At 66.0% G+C, this 17665-nt stretch carries 21 protein-coding genes; 19 read left to right on the top strand and 2 right to left on the bottom strand.

All coding sequences use genetic code 11. From position 1 onward, the window contains the following. Positions 1–332 precede the first annotated feature (332 nt). Both MicroSTF_RS08105 and MicroSTF_RS08100 read right to left on the bottom strand, forming a co-directional pair. The gene (locus MicroSTF_RS08105) at positions 333–821 is read right to left on the bottom strand and encodes a YajQ family cyclic di-GMP-binding protein (protein ID WP_017829222.1); all 489 of its coding nucleotides are present in this window, start codon (positions 819–821) and stop codon (positions 333–335) included. Between the two features lie 13 nt (positions 822–834). After that, positions 835–1266: a hypothetical protein gene (locus MicroSTF_RS08100; RefSeq protein WP_322954854.1), complete on the bottom strand. Its 432-nt coding sequence runs from the start codon at positions 1264–1266 to the stop codon at positions 835–837. 185 nt (positions 1267–1451) lie between these two features. Here MicroSTF_RS08100 and MicroSTF_RS08095 point away from each other — a divergent pair, with 185 nt between their 5' ends. The 19 genes from MicroSTF_RS08095 to rplB all read left to right on the top strand — a co-directional run bounded on the left by MicroSTF_RS08095 (position 1452) and on the right by rplB (position 17665). Next, positions 1452–2660, top strand: a complete 1209-nt coding sequence (locus MicroSTF_RS08095; protein WP_029267389.1) for a sugar ABC transporter substrate-binding protein — start codon at positions 1452–1454, stop codon at positions 2658–2660. A 69-nt stretch (positions 2661–2729) separates the two neighbouring features. After that, entirely contained in the window at positions 2730–4334 is a 1605-nt protein-coding gene (locus MicroSTF_RS08090; protein ID WP_029258215.1) for an ABC transporter permease subunit, read from the top strand. 1 nt (position 4335) lies between these two features. Continuing rightward, a complete protein-coding gene (locus MicroSTF_RS08085) occupies positions 4336–5274 on the top strand; it encodes a sugar ABC transporter permease (protein WP_029258214.1) in 939 nt (312 codons plus the stop codon). Positions 5275–5377: 103 nt separating this feature from the next. Further along, positions 5378–5710: a PadR family transcriptional regulator gene (locus MicroSTF_RS08080; protein ID WP_036271430.1), complete on the top strand. Its 333-nt coding sequence runs from the start codon at positions 5378–5380 to the stop codon at positions 5708–5710. Beyond that, the gene (locus MicroSTF_RS08075; protein ID WP_322954849.1) at positions 5707–6360 is read left to right on the top strand and encodes an HAAS signaling domain-containing protein; all 654 of its coding nucleotides are present in this window, start codon (positions 5707–5709) and stop codon (positions 6358–6360) included. Before MicroSTF_RS08080 ends, MicroSTF_RS08075 begins: the two co-directional genes overlap by 4 nt. Positions 6361–6430: 70 nt before the next feature. Further along, positions 6431–6583, top strand: a complete 153-nt coding sequence (locus tag MicroSTF_RS08070) for a hypothetical protein (RefSeq protein ID WP_315069599.1) — start codon at positions 6431–6433, stop codon at positions 6581–6583. 135 nt (positions 6584–6718) lie between these two features. Continuing rightward, positions 6719–7750: an ABC transporter gene (locus MicroSTF_RS08065; protein WP_322954847.1), complete on the top strand. Its 1032-nt coding sequence runs from the start codon at positions 6719–6721 to the stop codon at positions 7748–7750. A 68-nt stretch (positions 7751–7818) separates the two neighbouring features. Then, positions 7819–8250 (top strand): hypothetical protein, encoded by a 432-nt coding sequence (locus MicroSTF_RS08060; protein WP_297555756.1) that lies wholly within the window; start codon positions 7819–7821, stop codon positions 8248–8250. 81 nt (positions 8251–8331) lie between these two features. Then, positions 8332–8979, top strand: coding sequence for a hypothetical protein (locus tag MicroSTF_RS08055; protein ID WP_029258210.1), 648 nt, complete (start codon positions 8332–8334; stop codon positions 8977–8979). A gap of 232 nt (positions 8980–9211) precedes the next feature. After that, the gene (rpsL, locus tag MicroSTF_RS08050; RefSeq protein ID WP_017201609.1) at positions 9212–9580 is read left to right on the top strand and encodes a 30S ribosomal protein S12; all 369 of its coding nucleotides are present in this window, start codon (positions 9212–9214) and stop codon (positions 9578–9580) included. 5 nt (positions 9581–9585) lie between these two features. Further along, positions 9586–10056, top strand: coding sequence for a 30S ribosomal protein S7 (gene rpsG / locus MicroSTF_RS08045; RefSeq protein WP_017201608.1), 471 nt, complete (start codon positions 9586–9588; stop codon positions 10054–10056). 87 nt (positions 10057–10143) lie between these two features. Continuing rightward, positions 10144–12258, top strand: coding sequence for an elongation factor G (fusA, locus tag MicroSTF_RS08040; protein WP_021201125.1), 2115 nt, complete (start codon positions 10144–10146; stop codon positions 12256–12258). Between the two features lie 150 nt (positions 12259–12408). Next, positions 12409–13599: an elongation factor Tu gene (gene tuf, locus MicroSTF_RS08035; RefSeq protein WP_017829210.1), complete on the top strand. Its 1191-nt coding sequence runs from the start codon at positions 12409–12411 to the stop codon at positions 13597–13599. 183 nt (positions 13600–13782) lie between these two features. Further along, positions 13783–13995 (top strand): hypothetical protein, encoded by a 213-nt coding sequence (locus MicroSTF_RS08030; RefSeq protein WP_021201124.1) that lies wholly within the window; start codon positions 13783–13785, stop codon positions 13993–13995. Between the two features lie 848 nt (positions 13996–14843). Next, on the top strand, positions 14844–15152 hold the full coding sequence (gene rpsJ, locus MicroSTF_RS08025; protein WP_017201594.1) for a 30S ribosomal protein S10: 309 nt from the start codon (positions 14844–14846) through the stop codon (positions 15150–15152). Positions 15153–15160: 8 nt separating this feature from the next. Then, positions 15161–15820 (top strand): 50S ribosomal protein L3, encoded by a 660-nt coding sequence (rplC, locus tag MicroSTF_RS08020; protein ID WP_021201123.1) that lies wholly within the window; start codon positions 15161–15163, stop codon positions 15818–15820. Positions 15821–15822: 2 nt separating this feature from the next. Continuing rightward, on the top strand, positions 15823–16485 hold the full coding sequence (rplD, locus tag MicroSTF_RS08015; protein WP_021201122.1) for a 50S ribosomal protein L4: 663 nt from the start codon (positions 15823–15825) through the stop codon (positions 16483–16485). Next, the gene (gene rplW, locus MicroSTF_RS08010) at positions 16482–16805 is read left to right on the top strand and encodes a 50S ribosomal protein L23 (RefSeq protein ID WP_017829206.1); all 324 of its coding nucleotides are present in this window, start codon (positions 16482–16484) and stop codon (positions 16803–16805) included. Before rplD ends, rplW begins: the two co-directional genes overlap by 4 nt. A 20-nt stretch (positions 16806–16825) precedes the next feature. Next, positions 16826–17665 (top strand): 50S ribosomal protein L2, encoded by an 840-nt coding sequence (gene rplB / locus MicroSTF_RS08005; RefSeq protein WP_017201590.1) that lies wholly within the window; start codon positions 16826–16828, stop codon positions 17663–17665.

Below are 17665 nucleotides of genomic sequence, written 5' to 3'. Positions count from 1 at the left end.
CGCAGCGTGACTCAGGTGGGCTCTTCTTACTCGCGGTCTTCTTGCTCGCGGTTCCGTGGCCGGCGGATGCAGGGCATCCGCCGGCCACCGAAGACGCGAGCGCATGGAACTGCCGCGGCCTCGTCCCCACGAGGGCAAGCTCGCAATCCCGAGATCGCGTAGCCCTACGACGGCAGTGCGTCATGCGGCGTTCGCGTCATCGGTCGCATTGAGTCGACCACTCCCCAGTCTTGGGCACCGCAACCCATATATCGGTATGCAATCCAACAATGACGAGAGAGGGGGCCGAGTGCGCTGCACCCGACCCCCTCCCCGCGACGTGTCGCGGCGGCTTACCGGTAGTTGATGAACTGCAAGTCGAGATCGAGGTCGGCACCCTTGAGTAGTGCGATGACCGACTGCAGGTCGTCCCGGCTCTTGGATTGCACGCGCAGCTCGTCGCCCTGGATCTGGCTCTTGACTCCCTTGGGGCCTTCGTCGCGGATGATCTTGTTGATCTTCTTCGCGTTCTCCGAGGAGATGCCGTCCTTGAGTGTCGAGACGATGCGGAACTCCTTGCCGCTGGCGAACGGGTCGCCCGACTCGAGGCTCTTCAGGGAGATGCCCCGCTTGATGAGCTTGGACTGGAACACGTCGAGCACGGCCTTGGCCCGCTCCTCGGTGTTCGCGATGATGAGGATGCTCTCGCCGCTCCAGGCGATCGACGCACCGGTGCCCTTGAAGTCGTAGCGCTGCTCGATCTCCTTGCGGGCCTGGTTCAGGGCGTTCTCCGCCTCCTGGTGGTCGACCTTCGAGACGATGTCAAATGAACTGTCAGCCATGGTTTCATCCTACTCAGGGGCTCAGCGCGTACACATTGTCGGAGATCCGGGTGGCTCCGTCCGGGGTGGGGTAGTCGTCCGGAACGGTCACGAAATGGCCGGCGGGGCCGCTCATCTCGACGGGGCCGCCTTCGCTGCCGCACCCCATGATCCCTGCGGTCTCGTCCCGATAGGCGAGTATGCAGACAGAGCCCTGATCCACCCCGCGCAACAGCCAGAGCGAGCTGCCGGAATGCTCGCCGACGTACCGCGCCGACGAAAGGTCGGCGATGTCTGCGGGGTCCTGCTCGATGAACGCGTCCGGAAGGGCGTCTGCGCCTTCGGCTTCACGGTCCAGAACGGCGTAGCCGGTGGCGAACGCGGTGCACCCGCTGAGGACAGCAGCGGAGAACGCCAGGACGATCCCTGCCGTCATCCGCGCGATGCGAAGCGAACCATCAGCCATGTCGGCAGTCTACGGGGCGACCTCTTCTCTGCAGGTGGAAGCGTTTTCACACCTGACGGGCACCCTTCTCTCGGTCACGGGTTGATATCGACGCCCACTCTCATTGCAAACAGCGTCGATTTCGATGCATACTGTAAGCGCTTGCAGTCCTTGCAGGTGATCAGCACTGAGAGAGGCACACACCAATGAAGGTGAACAAGAGGGGCATCGTCGCCGCGGGCGCGATCGCCATCGTTTCGACTCTGACGCTTGCCGGCTGCTCCACGGGGACCAGCAGCGACGACACCTCGGGCTCCGACGACAGCGGGAAGCTGGTCGTCTGGGTCGATGCCGAGCGCGTCGATGCACTGCAGGGCGCGGCAGACGCCTACCAGGAGAAGACCGGCGTCAAGGTCGAGCTCACGGGCAAGTCGGTCGACGACATGAAGGACGACTTCATCCAGCAGGTCCCGACCGGCAAGGGCCCCGACATCGTCATGGGCGCGCACGACTGGCTGGGCGAGCTCTCCACGAACGGAGTGGTCGCGCCGATCGAGCTGGGTGACAGCTCCGAGGACTACCTCCCCGTCGCCCTGCAGGCCGCCACCTACGATGGCACCGTCTACATGCTTCCGTACGCCGTCGAGAACATCGCGGTGCTCCGCAACGCCGATCTCGTCCCCGCCGCGGCGACCAGCTTCGACGACATGGTCTCGAAGGGCACGTTCGTCGTGGAGCAGGGGACCGAGGGCAACCCGTACCACCTGTATCCGTTCCAGACCGCTTTCGGGGCCCCGGTGTTCGGCACCGATGACACCGGCAGCTACGACTCCACCGACCTCCAGCTGGGCAGTGCGGGCGGCTTCGCCTTCGCCGACTGGCTGGGCGCACAGGGCGCAGCGGGCGTGCTGAACACCGACGTCGACGGCGAGATCGCCAAGCAGCAGTTCCTCGACGGCACCGCGGCCTTCTGGCTGACCGGTCCGTGGAACGTGGGCGCGGCCACCGACGCGGGCATCAACGTCGCGATCGACCCGATCCCGAGCCCGACCGGTGAGACCGCCTCGCCGTTCGCCGGCGTCAAGGGCTTCTTCGTGAGCTCCGAGTCGAAGAACAAGGTCGCGGCCAACGACTTCCTCGTCAACTACATCGGCACCGAAGACGTGCAGCTCGAGCTGTTCAAGGCCGGCAACATCCTGCCCGCCCTGACCGCCGCAGCCGACACCGCCGCCGCCGATCCGATCATCGCCGGATTCCAGGCCGTCGGCGCCGACGCCGTCCCGATGCCCGCCATCCCGGCCATGGGCGCGGTCTGGCAGTACTGGGGCGTGGCCGAGGCCGCGATCATCAACGGCGAGGACCCGACGACGACGTGGCAGAAGCTCGTCGACGACGTGACCGCCGCGATCAAGTAACAGCCAGAACACTGACTCTGCCGGGGTGGGCGTCTTCGTCCGCCCCGGCAGGATCATGACGAGGACGACATGACAGACACCGACGAGCGCACAGCTCCTCCGACCAGACGCCAGCGCCAGGCCGCGAAGATCGCGGAGGCCGCATCCGGACCCATCGGCTGGATGCTGCTGAAGATCCTCCTGCTGGCGGTGGTCGACGCGATCGCGCTGTATGCGGCCTTCGTGCTCTTCGCCCACCAGGAGTGGTTGATCCTCGGCATTGTCGTCGTGGTCGCCGTCCTCGTCAACTACATCTACTTCTCCCGCAAGCGCATCGCGGCGAAGTACCTCACGCCCGGCATCATCTTCCTGGTCGTGTTCCAGGTCTTCACCCTGCTCTACACCGGGTACATCGGGTTCACGAACTACGGCACGGGTCACAACGGGACCAAGGACCAGGCGATCTCCTCGCTCCTCGCCTCGGCCCAGGAGCGGGTCGAGGATTCGCCGACCTACCCCGTCACGGTGGTCGAGCAGTTCGGAACCTACGGGCTGCTCGCGACCGATCCGGAGTCCGGCGACGCGCTGCTCGGCACCGCGGAGCAGCCCCTGGAAGAGGTCGACGCCCGGTTCGAGGGCGGCAAGGCCGTCGCGGTCGACGGCTGGACCACGCTCCCGCTCGCGACCGTCTTCACACTCTCCGAAGAGCTGGAGAAGCTCTCGGTCCCCTTCAGCGATGATCCGAACGACGGCAGCCTGCGGGCTCCCGACGGGCAGAAGGGCTACCTGTACGTCTCGACGCTCGAATACGACGAGGCCGCGGACACCATCACCGACACCACCACCGGCACCGTGTACGCGGACACCGGTGACGGAGCCTTCACGGCCGAAGGCGGAGAGCAGCTCCTCCCCGGATGGCAGACGACGGTCGGGTTCGACAACTTCGTGCGCGCGGTGACCGACTCGTCGATCCGCGGGCCGCTCATCTCGGTCACGCTGTGGACCTTCGCGTTCGCGCTGATCTCTGTCGCGACGACGTTCTTCCTCGGACTCCTGCTCGCGCTCGTCTTCAACAACACCCGCATGCGATTCCGCAACGGATACCGGATCATCCTCATCCTCCCGTACGCGTTCCCCGCGTTCCTCTCCGCGCTGGTCTGGGCCGGAATGATGAACGAGAGCTTCGGCTTCATCAACCAGGTGATCTTCGGCGGGGCCGCGATCCCGTGGCTCACCGACCCGGTGCTCGCGAAGGTGTCTGTGCTGCTGGTGAACCTGTGGCTCGGCTTCCCGTACATGTTCCTCGTCTGCATGGGCGCCCTGCAGGGCATCCCCGAGGATGTGAACGAAGCCGCGGTGATGGACGGCGCGAACCCGTGGCAGGTCTTCCGGCGGATCAAGCTGCCGCTGCTGCTGGTCACCGTCGCGCCGCTGTTGATCTCGTCGTTCGCGTTCAACTTCAACAACTTCAACCTGATCTACATGCTCACCAAGGGCGGTCCGCGCTTCAGCGACGTGTCGATCCCCGTCGGACACACCGACATCCTGATCTCGATGGTCTACAAGGTCGCCTTCACGGGGCAGACGCGCGACTACGGTCTGGCGTCGGCCTTCACGATCCTGATCTTCATCGTGGTGGCCACGATCTCGATCATCAGCTTCCGCAAGACCAAGGCCCTCGAGGAGCTGAACTGACATGAGCACCCACAGCCCCACCACCGGGCGATCCGCCGACACTCGCTCCACCGACGACCTGCAGAGCCTCGCTCCGCGGCGCCGCAGCTTCGGCGCGTGGTTCGCCGACACCGGATGGCGACACCTCGTCGCGATCGTCGTGAGCGCCTTCGCCCTGTTCCCGCTGCTCTACGTCGTCTCCGCTTCGCTGAACCCGAAGGGGACGCTGACGGGCTCGAACCAGCTCTTCTCCGCGATCGGTATCGACAGCTACGTGCGCATCCTGAGCGACCCGCAGAACCCGTACGGCACCTGGTTCCTCAACACGCTGCTGATCGCCGTCGTCACCGGCGCGGTCACCGTCTTCATCGGCGCCTGCGCCGCATATGCCTTCTCGCGCATGCGGTTCGCCGGACGACGGGTCGGTCTCGTCACGATCGTCGTCGTGCAGATGTTCCCGCAGCTGCTCGCCGTGGTCGCGATCTTCCTGCTCATGTCGACGCTGGGGGACTGGTTCCCCGCCATCGGGCTCAACACGCACACCGGGCTGATCCTGGTGTACCTCGGTGGAGCGCTCGGCGTGAACACCTACCTGATGTACGGCTTCTTCAACACCATTCCGAAGGAGATCGACGAGGCGGCCCGGATCGACGGCGCCGGTCATGCGCGCATCTTCTTCACGATCATCCTGCGTCTGGTCGCCCCCATCCTCGCAGTGGTCGGTCTGCTGTCGTTCATCGGCACCGTGAACGAGTACGTGATCGCGAGTGTCATGCTCGTCGACGTGGATCAGCAGACGCTGGTCGTCGGACTCACCAAGCTCGTCGCCAACCCGCGGTATGCAGACTGGTCCGCGTTCTCGGCCGGCGCCGTGATGGCCGCGATCCCGGTGATGATCCTGTTCCTCTTCCTGCAGAAGTACATCGTGGGCGGGCTGACGGCAGGCGCGACGAAGGGCTGACGGCACGGGCGGTCGTCCCTTCGGTGGCGACCGCCGTCCCTCCCCGGGTCCTCCTCTCCCCGGCGCTTCCCGCTCACTTGTCTCGCATGCTACCTTGTCATGCATGACAGCGGACGTCGGCGCCCAGATGCGCAAGGGCGTGGTCGAGTACTGCGTGCTCGGTCTGCTCGCGCGTGAGCCGATGTACGGCTGGCAGCTGGCCGACGCACTCACCGGCGCGGGATTGATCGCCAGTATCGGGACGCTGTACCCGCTGCTCGGGCGGCTGAAGGACAACGGCTGGGTCACCACCTTCGACCAGCCCTCCGGAAGCGGTCCGGTGCGCAAGTACTACCGGCTCACCGCCAGCGGGACCGATCAGCTCGAGCGGTTCCGTGCGCAGTGGACACCATTCGCCCGTGTCGTCACGGGCATCGTCGGAGAGGGACGACCATGACAGAGCTCACCGCAGACGACCTCCGTGCGGATTACCTCGCGCGGCTCGACGAGGCCATGCGCAACCTGCCGCACGGTGTCGCGAGCGACATCCGTGCCGGCATCCTCGAAGAGCTGCAGGGACTCGACGCCGAAGCGACGGCGGCGCGCATCGCGCATCTCGGCGATCCGGTCGTGATCGCGGATGAAGCCCAGGCGGAGGTGCCCTCGGCGACGATCGTCGGTGCTCCCATGATCGCCGCAGCGCCCACACCCCGTCCGCCCGCGACATCTACGAGAGGGTTCGCGATCGCTGCGGCGCTCACGTTGAGCTTCGGAGGGATCGTGGTGCCCGTGGTCGGCTGGTTCGTCGGCGCCGCGCTCGTGAGCGCGAGTGCACTCTGGAGGGCCTGGGAGAAGGCGATCGCTATCGTCGTGCCGTTCGTCGTCACCGGCATCTCGTTCCTCACGGTCTCGACGCTGACGGCCCTCGCCTCGTCGGAGACGGGAAGCAGCTCCTCGGGGACCGGGACGCCCCCGGAGGTTGCCGCCGTCAACCCCCTCGTCCCCGGCGTGGGGAAGTGGCACGTCCTCATCCTCCTCGGGTTCCTCCTCGTCCCCCTCTCGGGGCTGTGGCTGCTGTGGCGACTTCGCGGGCGCACCGCAGGATGACAGGCGCTGCCGTTGCCGGATATCGGCGTTGCTCCGCAGCCTGTCGGGGCTTCGGCCGTAGCGTGGAGCCATGGCACGGGTGGGGGGACGCAACCTCGGGATGAGCTGGTTCGCCGGGATCGTGTGCGTCGGCATCATCGGGGCTCTCGTGTGGCTGTCCCTGCCGATGGTCCCCGTGCTCGCGCAGTTCGCGGGCGATGCGCTGCGCGGCGCGCTCCCCTGAACCCGCGTCACGACGACCGGTCCTCGCGGATGACGACGCGTCTCCGCGTATGACGACACGTCGGCACGCCTCCGCAAGCGGTCGTTCGCGCGGAGGTACCCTCGCAGTGCACGTATCCGATGAGAGGCGCACCCCATGAGTGACCCCAACGTTCCCCAGCCCGAGAAGCCGGCTGACGTTGACGACGTCGTCGGCAGTGCGAACGAAGGCCTGGACGCCGCTGCGGCTGCGGGTGCTGACGTTCCCGGCAACAACGACGGCGTGAACGACGGCATCGATCAGAAGCCCGTCGCAGCGCCGGTCGACCCCGACCTCGCCGCTTTCGAGGAGGCCGAGCGTGATCACCCCGGTACGTTCGCCTCCCCGCCGCCGGCCGTGACGCCTGCTCCGGTCGCTCCGTCGCGCGACTACGCCGACGAGGTCAGGGCTCAGGCCGACGCCGAGACCACCTCGTTCTACCCCGAGCCCGTCGTGGGCGAGCCCGTCCCGTTCGGCCACGAGCAGTCGGGGATGGCCGGTGCGGCGTACGCCCAGTACGGCGATGAGGTCGAGACGCGCGTCGTCCCGTCGGAGCCGCTTGTCGCCGCTGCCGCCGCACAGCCGCAGCCCATCTTCGTCCAGGCGCCCGAACCGCCCCGTGACCGCGGCAACCGCGGCACCGCGGGAGCCATCGGACTCCTGGCGACACTCGTCTTCGCGGTGCTCTACCTGGGGGCTGCGCTCGGACTCGGTGCCATCGCCGGAGATGTGACCGGCGAGAACATCGGCCAGACCGCGATCGCACCCCTGATGACATGGGGGTTCTGGACGCCCGTCGTCGTGTTCTTCCTCGGATTCTGGCTGCTGGGTGCGGTCATCAACCGTGGACGCTGGGGCCTCTGGGTCGTCTTCGGCCTCATCGTCGGCGTCATCGCGTATGGGGGCCACATCCTCGGGCAGCTCTTCGAAGCTCCGTTCTGGAAGCTCAGCGCCAGCCAGGGACTCGACCTCGTCGGGCAGCAGATGCTCGCCCCGCTCGCGATCGCGGCCTTCGTGTTCGCCCGCGAGCTGACCATCTGGTTCGGTGCCTGGGTCGCCCGAAGCGGTGCTCGCAAGACCGAGCTGAATGCCGAGGCGCAGCGCGAGTACGAGCGCACGCTCGAGGCCGGCCCGACGCTGTCGAGGTAATCACGAACTCCACCACGCCGAACCCCCGGGGACCCGAGTCCGCGGGGGTTTCGGCCATCCTGGCGGTGGTGCTCGCCACCATCAGCTTCTTCGCGCTCGCGGTGTTCGGGCTCGGCGCCGTGAGCATCGCCACCGACACGGACATCATCGCGGTCCCCGATCTCGGCCAGACCCCTGGCGTGGTCGGCATGATCGCGGCGGTCGTCTCGTTCGCGCTCGTGCTGTGGTCCACTCTGCGTCGACCGCATCCGTCGTATGTCGCCACGATCGCGATCGCGCTGGTCGCCGGCCTCGTCCATCTGGTCGCGGTATGGGTCGCCGTCCTCATCGGCGCCGGGAGCATCGTGCTCGCGACAGCGGTCGCCGGCGGTCTCGTGCGAGGCGGCGCGAGCGCCGTCCTCGTGCTGGCGGGCCTGATCGCCGGATGGGGTGGGATCGCGCTGCGTCGCACGCGCGCCGAGCATCCGCGTTGGCCGTGGGAGCGCGACGAAGAGGAATGACGTCCGAGCGATCCTCCCTCCGCGCCCCGCCGGGACCGGGAAATCGCGACGGTGACGGGCGACGCGCCGTACTCTGGTGGGGTGGAGCGCTCGTTGGAGACGCAGGTGGACCAGGCCGTGGAGGCATGGTTGCGCTGGGTGCCGCGCTGGGAGCCGGCAACCCATCGTGGTCGCGTCGCGCCATGCCGCCGGTGCCTCGGATCGCCGATCCTCTCCGCAGCCGGTATCGGTGCCAACGTGCCGCACGGCGTGCAGCACGGCCTCTCGACGCGTATCAAGACCATCGTCGATCACGCCGTCGCGGAGTACACGGCGCGGAATCTGCCGATGCTGCAGCGCGAGCTGGATCAGCAGGCCGCGCGGAACCGCGCCCGCAGCTACCGCCCGGCCGAGGACCTCGATCCCGAGTTCGACGGGCTGCCCCTCGATCCGGATCCGGTGCCCGGAGCACCGTTCCTGTTCACGATCGCGGGGCTCGCAGACGAATCCGCCGCCGCGCTGCCCGCACTGCCCCCGCTCACGGAGGAGGCGAAGATCGCCCTCCGTCAGGAGGTCGCCCTCGCCGACGAGTACGCCAACATGGTCGGCCGCGAGATCTGCGGGATCCTGTTGCGTCATCGCATACACATCCAGGCCGCGATCTCTCAGCACGTCGAACCGCAGATCGAGGCACTGCTGGCTGAGCTGACCGAATCGCTGGACTCGCCGTTCGATCCCGATCTGCCCTGATCCTGCACTCGGGCCGCGCGGCCGGAGTTGCGCTCATTTGACCGCTACGTTACGCGGCATTACACTTGATCAGGTGTGTGCACGCCTCCGCGTGTGCGCTGGGCGCCGGCACCATGCCGGTCCGCCCCCACGGCATACCCATCACACCAAAAGCTCGTCGGTTCCGGCGTGCCGGTGGGTCATGATGTGAAACCCATCACGCTGTCACCGTGCAGCACTATGAGGAGAGAACGTGCCAACCATTCAGCAGTTGGTTCGCAAGGGTCGCTCGCCCAAGGTCACCAAGACCAAGGCGCCGGCGCTCAAGTCGAACCCGCAGCAGGCCGGGGTCTGCACCCGCGTCTACACCACCACCCCGAAGAAGCCGAACTCGGCGATGCGCAAGGTCGCTCGTGTGAAGCTCCGCAACGGCACCGAGGTCACCGCGTACATCCCCGGTGAGGGTCACAACCTGCAGGAGCACTCGCTCGTGCTCGTGCGTGGCGGTCGTGTCAAGGACCTCCCCGGTGTGCGTTACAAGATCGTCCGTGGCGCCCTGGACACCCAGGCAGTCAAGAACCGTAAGCAGGCTCGTTCCCGCTACGGCGCGAAGAAGGGTTGAGTTAGATGCCTCGTAAGGGACCCGCCCCGAAGCGCCCCGTCGTCAACGACCCGGTATACGGCGCACCCATCGTCACCTCGCTGGTGAACAAGATCCTCGTCGACGGCAAGAAGTCGCTGGCCGAGTCGATCGTCTACGGCGCCCTCCGCGGCGTCGAGGCGAAGAACGGTCAGGACGCCGTCGCCACGCTGAAGAAGGCGCTCGACAACGTGCGCCCGACCCTCGAGGTCCGCAGCCGCCGCGTCGGTGGCTCGACCTACCAGGTGCCGGTCGAGGTCAAGCCTCACCGCGCCAACACGCTCGCTCTGCGCTGGCTCGTGAGCTACGCGAAGGGCCGTCGTGAGAAGACGATGACCGAGCGTCTGCAGAACGAGATCCTCGACGCATCCAACGGCCTGGGTGCCGCGGTCAAGCGCCGCGAGGACACGCACAAGATGGCCGAGTCGAACCGCGCGTTCGCTCACTACCGCTGGTAAACAGCTTCGCCCGCCCCTCGGCCACTCGCCGCGGGGCGGGCACCCCCTCTTCGCAGTACGACTGCTCGAAAAGATAAGGACACTCCTGTGGCACAAGACGTGCTCACGGACCTGAGCAAGGTCCGCAACATCGGCATCATGGCGCACATCGATGCCGGCAAGACCACGACGACCGAGCGCATCCTGTTCTACACGGGCGTCAACCACAAGCTCGGTGAGACGCACGATGGCGCTTCGACCACCGACTGGATGGAGCAGGAGAAGGAGCGCGGCATCACGATCACGTCTGCCGCCGTGACCTGCTACTGGAACAAGAACCAGATCAACATCATCGACACCCCCGGCCACGTGGACTTCACGGTCGAGGTGGAGCGCTCGCTCCGCGTGCTCGACGGTGCGGTGGCCGTGTTCGACGGCAAGGAGGGCGTCGAGCCCCAGTCCGAGACCGTCTGGCGTCAGGCCGACAAGTACAACGTCCCGCGCATCTGCTTCGTCAACAAGATGGACAAGCTCGGCGCCGACTTCTACTTCACTGTCGACACCATCATCAACCGCCTCGGCGCCAAGCCGCTCGTGATCCAGCTGCCCATCGGCGCGGAGAGCGACTTCATCGGCGTCGTCGACCTGATCGAGATGCGTGCACTGGTCTGGGCCGGAGACGCCAAGGGTGATGTCACCATGGGCGCCTCCTACGAGATCCAGGAGATCCCGGAGGACCTCAAGGAGAAGGCAGCGGAGTACCGCCAGCAGCTCCTCGAGACCGTCGCCGAGACCGACGACGCGCTGCTCGAGAAGTTCTTCGGTGGCGAGGAGCTCACGGTCGCCGAGATCAAGGGCGCGATCCGCAAGCTGACCGTCGCCAGCGAGATCTACCCGGTGCTCTGCGGTTCCGCGTTCAAGAACCGCGGCGTCCAGCCGATGCTCGATGCGGTCGTCGACTACCTCCCGAACCCGCTCGACGTGGGCTCGATCGAGGCGCACGACCCGAAGGACTACGACACGATCATCGAGCGTCACCCCGACGCCAATGACCCGTTCGCCGCCCTCGCGTTCAAGGTCGCCGTGCACCCGTTCTTCGGTCGCCTCACCTACGTGCGCGTCTACTCGGGTCACCTGGACTCCGGTTCTGCGGTCGTCAACTCGACCAAGAACAAGAAGGAGCGCATCGGGAAGATCTTCCAGATGCACGCCAACAAGGAGATCCCGGTTCCCTCGGTCACCGCCGGAAACATCTACGCGGTCATCGGCCTCAAGGACACCACCACGGGTGACACCCTCACCGACCCGACGGCTCCGGTCGTCCTCGAGTCGATGACGTTCCCCGAGCCCGTCATCGAGGTCGCGATCGAGCCGAAGACCAAGGCCGACCAGGAGAAGCTGGGTGTCGCCATCCAGAAGCTCGCTGAAGAGGACCCGACCTTCCGCACGGAGCTCAACCCCGAGACCGGTCAGACGACCATCAAGGGCATGGGCGAGCTGCACCTCGACATCCTCGTGGACCGCATGAAGCGCGAGTTCAACGTCGAGGCCAACGTCGGCAAGCCGCAGGTGGCGTACCGCGAGACGATCCGCAAGACCGTCGAGAAGCACGACTACACGCACAAGAAGCAGACCGGTGGTTCTGGACAGTTCGCAAAGATCCAGTTCACCATCGAGCCGCTCGACCTCGACTCCGAGAAGACCTACGAGTTCGTGAACGCCGTCACCGGTGGTCGCATCCCTCGTGAGTACATCGGCTCGATCGACGCCGGTTTCCAGGACGCGATGAACGTCGGCGTGCTCGCGGGCTACCCGATGGTCGGCGTCAAGGCGACCATCGTCGATGGTGCAGCGCACGACGTCGACTCCTCGGAGATGGCGTTCAAGATCGCGGGCTCCATGGGCTTCAAGGAGGCCGCTCGTCGTGCCAACCCCGTGCTGCTCGAGCCGCTGATGGCCGTCGAGGTCCGTACTCCCGAGGAGTACATGGGCGACGTCATCGGCGACCTGAACTCGCGTCGTGGCCAGATCCAGTCGATGGAAGACGCCGCAGGCGTCAAGGTCGTCCGCGCTCAGGTCCCGCTGTCCGAGATGTTCGGCTACATCGGCGACCTGCGCTCGAAGACCTCGGGCCGCGCCGTCTACTCGATGGAGTTCCACAGCTACGCTGAGGTTCCCCGCGCAGTGGCCGACGAGATCGTCCAGAAGACCAAGGGCGAGTAATCGTCCTTCTGGGAGCCGGGCCCCGGTCCGGCTCCCAGGACACCTACAACTTCACATTCCCTCTCTACTAAACTGAGAACCTAACCCGTAGAGAACCGGTCGCAAACCAGTGCCCGGTCACCTCTACAACGACGTCCTGAGGAGGACCCAGTGGCTAAGGCCAAGTTCGAGCGGACCAAGCCGCACGTCAACATCGGAACGATCGGTCACGTCGACCACGGCAAGACCACGCTCTCCGCAGCGATCTCGAAGGTGCTTGCTGACAAGTACCCGTCCGACACCAACGTGCAGCGTGACTTCGCTTCCATCGACTCGGCGCCGGAAGAGCGCCAGCGTGGTATCACCATCAACATCTCGCACATCGAGTACGAGACCCCGAAGCGCCACTACGCGCACGTTGACGCTCCCGGCCACGCCGACTACGTCAAGAACATGATCACCGGTGCGGCTCAGATGGACGGCGCGATCCTCGTGGTCGCCGCCACCGACGGCCCCATGGCTCAGACGCGTGAGCACGTGCTGCTCGCCAAGCAGGTCGGCGTTCCGTACCTGCTGGTCGCGCTGAACAAGTCCGACATGGTCGACGACGAGGAGATCCTGGAGCTCGTCGAGCTCGAGGTCCGCGAGCTGCTCGCCGGCCAGGGCTTCGACGAGGACGCTCCTGTCGTCCGCGTCTCCGCTCTCAAGGCCCTCGAGGGCGACGAGAAGTGGACCCAGGCGATCCTGGACCTGATGCAGGCTGTCGACGACAGCGTTCCGGACCCGGAGCGTGACCGTGACAAGCCGTTCCTGATGCCCGTCGAGGACGTCTTCACGATCACCGGTCGTGGAACCGTCGTCACGGGTCGCGCCGAGCGTGGCACGCTGGCCATCAACTCCGAGGTCGAGATCGTCGGACTCCGTCCGACCGTCAAGACCACGGTCACGGGTATCGAGATGTTCCACAAGCAGCTCGACGAGGCCTGGGCCGGCGAGAACTGTGGTCTGCTGCTCCGCGGCACCAAGCGTGAGGACGTCGAGCGCGGTCAGGTCATCGTCAAGCCGGGTTCGGTCACGCCGCACACCGACTTCGAGGGCACTGCGTACATCCTGTCCAAGGACGAGGGTGGCCGTCACAACCCGTTCTACACGAACTACCGCCCGCAGTTCTACTTCCGCACCACCGACGTCACCGGCGTCATCTCGCTGCCCGAGGGCACCGAGATGGTCATGCCCGGCGACACCACCGACATGACGGTCGAGCTGATCCAGCCGATCGCCATGGAGGAGGGCCTCGGCTTCGCCATCCGTGAGGGTGGACGCACCGTCGGCGCCGGTACGGTCACGAAGATCATCAAGTAAGCATCTGCTTCCTCGCAAAGGGGTCGGACCTTCGGGTCCGGCCCCTTTGTCGTCGATGCCGCCCTGTGGGGCGCGGTGCTGTCGTCGACCCGGGACGCGAGGGTTCCGTTTGCCGGGGTGGACATGCACAATGAGTGTGGTCGGCTCGATCGGTCGGCGGCACACCTTCAGAAGGGGAATCACATGGGCATCGAAGACGCCGTGAACAAGGGCAAGGATCTGTACGAGCAGAACAAGGACAAGATCGCCGAGGCCGTCAAGAGCGAGCAGGCCGAGGACATCAGCGACAAGGTGCTCGACGGCGTCGCGGACTTCGCCAAGAAGATCGCCCCCGGTGCCGCGGACAAGATCGATGAGATCCGCGACGGCGCTGACAAGGCCGTCGGCAACGAGTAAGAAAGACCGCAAGCCCCGAGCGGCGATCCACCACCTGTGGGTCGCCGCTCGTGCGTGCTGGAGGGGCAGCGTCCGTGCCGGAATGTCGTCGGATGTGGCGCATTCACGGTTGTATCCAGTAGGATCGTCTCGACCGCCTGGGGATCTTGCGGTCGGGGGAGCCGAAGGGGTTCGGTTTCCCGAAGCACGCGGAGTTCCGCGTACAAACTGGGGATATGCGATCTTGGGGATCATCGTGCGACGCGCGCACTCATTGCGCCTGAGCGTCACCCCGCCTGCGCGGCGGGTCTTCCGCCGCGCCCTCGGTCGAGGAGTTCGGCGTCCCTTCACGCCGGGCTACTCGCGTTCGGTGTGCCCCCTCGCACTGAACGCCCTCCCCAAGCGGGGCGAGGCATGGGGATGCCTCGCCCCGCTATCTCCCGCACTCTGACCTGTTCACGCACCGTCTGGAGTCGCGTTCGACGGACCGCGACACGCCCGGGTTTGCACAAGTGAAATCAGCCGTGGCAGAATAGACAGGTTCGATATTCCGTCGCCGCTGTGCGTGCGTCGGATCACTGCCAGGGCAGTGCATAGACGGCGCCTCCTCCCGGGACGGTGCAGGGTTCTAGGCCGCGGGTAGCAGAACACACCCCCGACACCCTTCTTCACGAAGGCTTCCGCCGTGCGCGGCGGAAGGTCGGCATCCGGTCGCCTCACGGCTTCCGGCTGACAGAAGAACAGTGGTGCAGCAGATCGACTCGCGAGGGTCGTTCTCGTGCCGAGGCGCGAACAGCGCCGACGTGCGTCCAATGCCCCAGGGCCACCCGGTCCCGGTCGGTAAGACGCTTAAAGAGAGAGAGCAGACAATGGCGGGACAGAAGATCCGCATTCGCCTGAAGTCGTATGACCACGAGGTCATCGACACGTCCGCACGCAAGATCGTCGACACCGTGACCCGTGCGGGCGCAACCGTCGTCGGCCCCGTGCCCCTTCCGACCGAGAAGAACGTCGTGTGCGTCATCCGGTCGCCGCACAAGTACAAGGACAGCCGCGAGCACTTCGAGATGCGCACCCACAAGCGTCTGATCGACATCGTCGACCCGACGCCCAAGGCCGTCGACTCGCTGATGCGTCTCGACCTGCCGGCCGATGTCAACATCGAGATCAAGCTCTGAGGTTCGACATGGCTGACATCAACTCCAAGGTTTCCAAGGGCATGTTGGGCACGAAGCTCGGCATGACCCAGGTGTGGAACGAGAGCGGCAAGCTCGTTCCCGTCACCGTCATCGAGCTGGCACCCAACGTGGTCACCCAGGTCCGCACGCCCGAGAAGGACGGCTACAACGCCGTGCAGATCGCGTACGGCCAGATCGACCCCCGCAAGGTCAACAAGCCGCTCTCCGCTCACTTCGAGGCAGCCGGCGTCACGCCGCGTCGTCACGTCACCGAGATCCGCACCGCGGACGCCGGCGACTACAACCTGGGCCAGGAGCTCACGGTCGACGGCACCTTCGAAGCGGGCCAGCTCGTCGACGTCGTCGGCACGAGCAAGGGCAAGGGCTTCGCCGGTGTCATGAAGCGTCACAACTTCAAGGGCGTCTCGGCTTCGCACGGTTCGCACCGCAACCACCGCAAGCCCGGCTCGATCGGCGCATCGTCGACCCCGAGCCGCGTCTTCAAGGGCATGCGCATGGCCGGCCGTATGGGTGGCGAGCGCGTGACCGTCCTCAACCTCACGGTGCACTCCATCGACATCGAGAAGGGACTCATGCTCGTCAAGGGCGCAGTCCCCGGTGCTCGTGGCCGCATCGTCTATGTCCGCAACGCAGTGAAGGGTGCCTGATCATGGCTGACTCCACTCTCGCGCTCGACGTCCTCAAGGCAGACGGCAAGAAGGCAGGCTCGATCGAGCTTCCCGCCGCGCTGTTCGACGCCAAGACGAACATCCCGCTCATCCACCAGGTCGTCGTCGCGCAGCTCGCGGCGGCTCGCCAGGGCACGCACTCGACCAAGCGTCGTGGCGAGGTCTCGGGTGCCGGTCGCAAGCCCTTCAAGCAGAAGGGCACGGGTAACGCCCGTCAGGGTTCGATCCGCGCGCCGCACATGACCGGTGGTGGCATCGTGCACGGCCCCAAGCCGCGCGACTACTCGCAGCGCACCCCCAAGAAGATGATCGCCGCCGCCCTGCTGGGCGCGCTCAGCGACCGCTTCCGCGGTGACCGCATCCACGCCATCGAGTCCTTCGGGATCGACGGAACGCCTTCGACCAAGACCGCGGTGAACTTCCTCACCAACGTCGTCTCGTCGAAGAACGTGCTCGTCGTGATCGAGCGCAACGACGACGTGACGCTGAAGAGCATCCGCAACCTGTCGAACCTGCACGTGCTGACGTTCGACCAGCTCAACGCATACGACGTGCTCGTCTCCGACGACATCGTCTTCACCCAGGCCGCGCTCGAGGGCTTCATCGCCTCCAAGTCCGGCGCCAACCAGGAGGTCTCCGCATGAGCGAGCAGGCATCTGTTCTCCAGACGGCCCTGAACAAGGACCCGCGCGACATCATCCTGAAGCCGGTCGTGTCCGAGAAGAGCTACGGTCTCATCGATGAAGGCAAGTACACCTTCCTCGTCGACCCGCGCGCTTCGAAGACCGAGATCAAGCTCGCCATCGAGAAGATCTTCGGCGTCAAGGTCGCAGGGGTCAACACCCTCAACCGCGTCGGCAAGGCACGCCGCACCCGCTTCGGCACCGGCAAGCGCAAGGACACCAAGCGCGCCATCGTCACCCTGAAGTCGGGCACCATCGACATCTTCACGGCAATCGGCTGATCCGGGGGATAAGGACAATAATGGCTATTCGCAAGTACAAGCCCACGACCCCGGGCCGTCGCGGCTCGTCGGTGGCTGACTTCGCCGAGATCACTCGATCGACGCCGGAGAAGTCGCTGCTGCGCCCGCTCTCGAAGACCGGTGGTCGCAACAACCAGGGCCGCATCACGACCCGTCACATCGGTGGTGGCCACAAGCGCCAGTACCGTGTCATCGACTTCCGTCGTAACGACAAGGACGGCGTCAACGCCAAGGTCGCTCACATCGAGTACGACCCCAACCGCACCGCGCGCATCGCGCTGCTGCACTACTTCGACGGTGAGAAGCGCTACATCCTCGCTCCGGCGAAGCTGAAGCAGGGCGACATCGTCGAGTCGGGTGCCGGGGCTGACATCAAGCCCGGCAACAACCTCCCGCTGAAGAACATCCCCACGGGTACCGTCATCCACGCGATCGAGCTCCGCCCCGGCGGCGGCGCGAAGATGGCACGTTCGGCCGGTGCATCCGTCCGTCTCGTCGCCAAGGACGGCCCCTACGCCCAGCTGCGTCTGCCCTCGGGCGAGATCCGCAACGTCGATGCGCGCTGCCGCGCGACCATCGGCGAGGTCGGCAACGCCGAGCAGTCGAACATCAACTGGGGTAAGGCCGGCCGCATGCGCTGGAAGGGCGTCCGCCCGACCGTGCGTGGTGTCGCGATGAACCCGGTCGACCACCCGCACGGTGGTGGTGAGGGTAAGACCTCCGGTGGTCGTCACCCCGTCTCCCCGTGGGGCCAGGCTGAGGGTCGTACCCGTCACGCCAACAAGGAAAGCGACAAGTACATCGTGCGTCGTCGTAACGCCGGCAAGAAGCGTAAGTAG

The sequence above is a fragment of the Microbacterium sp. STF-2 genome (assembly GCF_034650155.1).
Taxonomy (GTDB): Bacteria; Actinomycetota; Actinomycetes; order Actinomycetales; family Microbacteriaceae; genus Microbacterium; species Microbacterium maritypicum_A.
The sequence above is the reverse complement of the archived record's forward strand: the minus strand, read 5'-3'. Positions and strand labels throughout refer to the sequence as shown.

Excerpts from the sequence above, each read along its gene's own strand:
- MicroSTF_RS08095 (WP_029267389.1), top strand. The coding sequence starts at position 1,452 with ATGAAGGTGAACAAGAGGGGCATCGTCGCCGCGGGCGCGATCGCCATC.
- MicroSTF_RS08065 (WP_322954847.1), top strand. The coding sequence starts at position 6,719 with ATGAGTGACCCCAACGTTCCCCAGCCCGAGAAGCCGGCTGACGTTGAC.
- MicroSTF_RS08105 (WP_017829222.1), bottom strand. The coding sequence starts at position 821 with ATGGCTGACAGTTCATTTGACATCGTCTCGAAGGTCGACCACCAGGAG.
- MicroSTF_RS08090 (WP_029258215.1), top strand. The coding sequence starts at position 2,730 with ATGACAGACACCGACGAGCGCACAGCTCCTCCGACCAGACGCCAGCGC.
- rplC (WP_021201123.1), top strand. The coding sequence starts at position 15,161 with ATGGCTGACATCAACTCCAAGGTTTCCAAGGGCATGTTGGGCACGAAG.
- rplD (WP_021201122.1), top strand. The coding sequence starts at position 15,823 with ATGGCTGACTCCACTCTCGCGCTCGACGTCCTCAAGGCAGACGGCAAG.
- rpsG (WP_017201608.1), top strand. The coding sequence starts at position 9,586 with ATGCCTCGTAAGGGACCCGCCCCGAAGCGCCCCGTCGTCAACGACCCG.
- MicroSTF_RS08070 (WP_315069599.1), top strand. The coding sequence starts at position 6,431 with ATGGCACGGGTGGGGGGACGCAACCTCGGGATGAGCTGGTTCGCCGGG.
- rplW (WP_017829206.1), top strand. The coding sequence starts at position 16,482 with ATGAGCGAGCAGGCATCTGTTCTCCAGACGGCCCTGAACAAGGACCCG.
- rpsJ (WP_017201594.1), top strand. The coding sequence starts at position 14,844 with ATGGCGGGACAGAAGATCCGCATTCGCCTGAAGTCGTATGACCACGAG.
- MicroSTF_RS08080 (WP_036271430.1), top strand. The coding sequence starts at position 5,378 with ATGACAGCGGACGTCGGCGCCCAGATGCGCAAGGGCGTGGTCGAGTAC.
- rplB (WP_017201590.1), top strand. The coding sequence starts at position 16,826 with ATGGCTATTCGCAAGTACAAGCCCACGACCCCGGGCCGTCGCGGCTCG.
- MicroSTF_RS08100 (WP_322954854.1), bottom strand. The coding sequence starts at position 1,266 with ATGGCTGATGGTTCGCTTCGCATCGCGCGGATGACGGCAGGGATCGTC.
- MicroSTF_RS08085 (WP_029258214.1), top strand. The coding sequence starts at position 4,336 with ATGAGCACCCACAGCCCCACCACCGGGCGATCCGCCGACACTCGCTCC.
- MicroSTF_RS08030 (WP_021201124.1), top strand. The coding sequence starts at position 13,783 with ATGGGCATCGAAGACGCCGTGAACAAGGGCAAGGATCTGTACGAGCAG.
- MicroSTF_RS08075 (WP_322954849.1), top strand. The coding sequence starts at position 5,707 with ATGACAGAGCTCACCGCAGACGACCTCCGTGCGGATTACCTCGCGCGG.